Source organism: Thermithiobacillus plumbiphilus (assembly GCF_038070005.1).
Classification (GTDB): Bacteria; Pseudomonadota; Gammaproteobacteria; order Acidithiobacillales; family Thermithiobacillaceae; genus JBBPCO01.
This window is the reverse complement of the sequence record NZ_JBBPCO010000024.1, coordinates 1-3,311: the sequence shown is the minus strand read 5'-3', so window position 1 is coordinate 3,311 and position 3,311 is coordinate 1. Positions and strand designations below refer to the sequence as shown.

3 protein-coding genes are annotated in these 3,311 nt (G+C 53.9%); all 3 read left to right on the top strand.

Features of this window, described 5'->3' with window-relative positions; all coding sequences use genetic code 11:
* Positions 1-328, top strand: a 328-nt coding sequence (gene tadA, locus WOB96_RS14385; RefSeq protein ID WP_341371994.1) for a tRNA adenosine(34) deaminase TadA, incomplete at its 5' end; no start/stop codon positions are given.
* A gap of 503 nt (positions 329-831) precedes the next feature.
* Positions 832-2,283, top strand: a complete 1,452-nt coding sequence (locus tag WOB96_RS14380) for a ParB N-terminal domain-containing protein (protein ID WP_341371993.1) — start codon at positions 832-834, stop codon at positions 2,281-2,283.
* Between the two features lie 25 nt (positions 2,284-2,308).
* A complete protein-coding gene (locus tag WOB96_RS14375) occupies positions 2,309-3,184 on the top strand; it encodes a DNA adenine methylase (protein WP_341371992.1) in 876 nt (291 codons plus the stop codon).
* Positions 3,185-3,311 lie beyond the last annotated feature (127 nt).

The window sequence follows — 3,311 nt, the reverse complement described above, 5'->3', positions numbered from 1 at the left end:
GAACCAGCCCATAACCACCCACGATCCCACTGCCCACGCCGAAGTCGTCGCCCTGCGCGATGCCGCCCGGCGCAGCGCAAACTACCGCCTCATCGGCGCTACCCTCTACGTCACCCTCGAACCCTGCCTCATGTGCGCCGGCGCTATGCTCCACGCCCGCGTGCAGCGCCTCGTCTATGGCGCTATAGACCCCAAGGGCGGGGCTGTGCAAAGCCTCTATCAGCTGCTGAATGATACCCGGCTGAACCACCGGATCATGATCACTGAATGTGTGCTGGGAGAAGAAGCGGGGGCGATGCTGCGGGCGTTTTTCCGCAGTCGGCGGTGAAGCGGTTTTTGCCTGATTCAGCAGTCTTGGCAGGGCTGAATGGGAGATCTTCTGTCAATGGCGTAGTCATTTTTATGGTTAGGGTGCGTAAAGCGGCCGAATGCTTGCTACCTGGCGCCATGGTTGACGTATGTGGATATCACACGACATACTGGCCTAAAACAATGCGCCAGTTAGGGTGAAAAATAGAAGTTGCCCTGCGCTCGCGCCTACGGGAATCAGCGGTACTATGCGCCAAAGCCATATCATAGGCTAAAATGAAATATTCCGATTTAGCATAATACGGCTGCAGTGAATATCGTGCGCGAGCGCCGGCCAACCCTCGCTCGAGCGGACACCGCTCTCTGCGTTCGCGGCTGCGCCGGCTTGGGGTGTCTCGTTCGGCAAGCCGTCCGATCCACCCACGCGCGGGTGCCGCACAACTCGCGCCCCGTTGGACGCTGAACCAGACGATCTCAGATAGTAGATGGTACCGATAATCGGGCTTGCGGCAATGAAGGGGGATGACAGTGGCAGTAGAGATCAGATCGACGCAGGTTAAGGCTGGCAGTCTTCTATTGGATCCAAAAAACACACGGATTCCCGCCGATCGTCGGTCGGACAACCAGCGCCAGCTACTCCACGAACTGCTAGCCCACGAGGACGTCAAGGAGCTTGCGGCGTCTATCGCGAAGCTCGGCTTGTTCGCCAACGAACGCCTTGTAGTTGTCCCCACTGGGCGACGCTTCACCGTTCTCGAGGGCAACCGCCGGCTAGCTGCTATAAAGCTTTTGCTGAGCCCTGAACTCGCACCGACACCTTCTCAGGTCAAATATTTCAGATCTCTCTCTGCAAAGGCGGACTTGGCTTCTTTAGGGAAAATTGACGTTGCGGTCGTTCCCGATCGTCTGTCGGCAGCTCCCATAATTGCTGCGCTCCATACCGGGGATTCCAAGCGACGCTGGTCCTCGCTCCAACAAGCGCGCTTCTATCACGAGCTTATGGCACAAGGTCTTCAGCCGTCCGAAGTTGCCGAGCAGCTCGGCATCTCGCTTGCGCAAATACGAAGCTTCCTCCGCTCTGAGAAGCTTCATAGAATTGCGCTTTCTCTTGATCTTGATGCGGACACCCGAAAGCGCGTCGAAGATCCTCGGTTCCCCCTTACGACCCTTGAGCGATTCATCGAGTCGCAGACGGGCCGCAAGTTCCTTGGCATCGAGCTCAACGACGAAAAGGGCTTTGTTGGCGTTACTCACCCCGACCGGTTTAAGGCTGTTCTAGCTAAAGTCGTATCAGATGTAACGACCAAGGGGATGACCCGAAGAATCAATGATGAAGCGGACTTCCAAAAATATATTGAGGAGGCAGAGAAAGATCTGCCGGAAACCAAGAAGCGTGGCTCGTTTGATCCTGATGCCTTTGTGGTAGACGGCGAAGCGACCGAAGAACTCGAATCTGGCGAGCGCCGCAGAAGTCACAGGCCATCATCCACTACACCAAAGACTTCTCCGTCGGTTGTACCACGTGACTTCGTCTGCCGATCACAGGTCGCGAAAGTATCTGCGATCTTTAAGGAACTGAAGTCCCTAAAAATATTCGAGCACCGGAATTCAACAGGAGTCATGCTACGGGTTCTAATGGACGTAGCTCTTTGGAGTTACATCAAGAGAGAGGGACACGCAGATGCAATATGCGATCATATCGATAAGAATGGAAAGAAACGGAACTACAATCCAGATTGGACCCCCCCTCTTAGAGACCTTATAAGCTACGCCGTCGATAAGAGAATATTTCAAGGCATGACCGCCGATGGGTACAAGTCTACAAGATCTCTTGCCGCGAAGGACGGCAACTATTTCATAACCATTGATGGATTCAATGAGTTTACTCACAATCCGTACGTCACCCCAACCGAAGGGGATCTCAGGGCGCTGTGGGATCGAGCCGAGCCTATGCTTGAGATTATTTTGAGTTAATTGCTTTATTTTCTGAGGGCGGCATATGGCTGAACACTATAGCCCGCTCCGCTATCCAGGCGGCAAGGCGGTTCTTTCGGATTTCCTGATATCGCTCCTAGAGCACAATAGGTTCACAGAACCACATTACGTTGAACCGTACGCGGGTGGTGCGGGAGCGGCTCTCAGGCTGCTATTCGAAGAATACGTTGAGGCAATCACAATAAATGACGCGGACCCACGAATTAGTGCGTTCTGGATATCAGTCACTAATTACAACGAACAGTTCATCGACTTAGCTCAGACGGTTGAGCTTAGCGTAGATGAGTGGCGGCGCCAACGGGCTGTCTATGATGAGTGTTCGCCGGGCGATCCTCTTCGGTTAGGTTTTGCTACGTTCTACCTGAACCGGACGACTCGATCAGGAATTATACATAATGGAGGCCCCATCGGGGGCTACGACCAAAGCGGCAACTACAAGATAGATGCGCGATTTAATAGAGATGCACTTTGTGAGCGCGTTAGGCGGATTGGAATATATTCGGATCGAATTAAAGTGTCAAACGATGACGGGACCCGCCTACTTCAGCGTATCAACAGAGACACCAAGCGAGGTCGAAGTTACTTTGTCTACATAGATCCCCCTTACTATGTGAAGGGTGCTGAGCTTTACATGAATCGGTTTTCCAACCAGGAGCATAGACAACTAGCTGCCGTGTTGACTGCCGGCGTCGGGTTTCCCTGGATTATGACCTACGATGATGTGCCGCCAATACGGGAACTGTATTCCGAACTGCCGCAGGCAGAATTCTATTTAAGTTACAGCGCGTATAAGCGTCGCCGAGGGAAAGAGGTACTCGTCTGGCCTCCGGGCGTGGACGTTCCGCTAGAGGTGCAAGCGGCATTGCCTGCGGTAGCGTAGGGGCTCGACCAACAAATGCGCTTGAGCCGACGGCTTCGCGGCGGCTCAGCCAGGGCGTTAGGCATGTCACCTAGGGAGACTCTGAAAAACTCGCCGGATGGTGGATAATGTTGTCATTGGCCAGAGT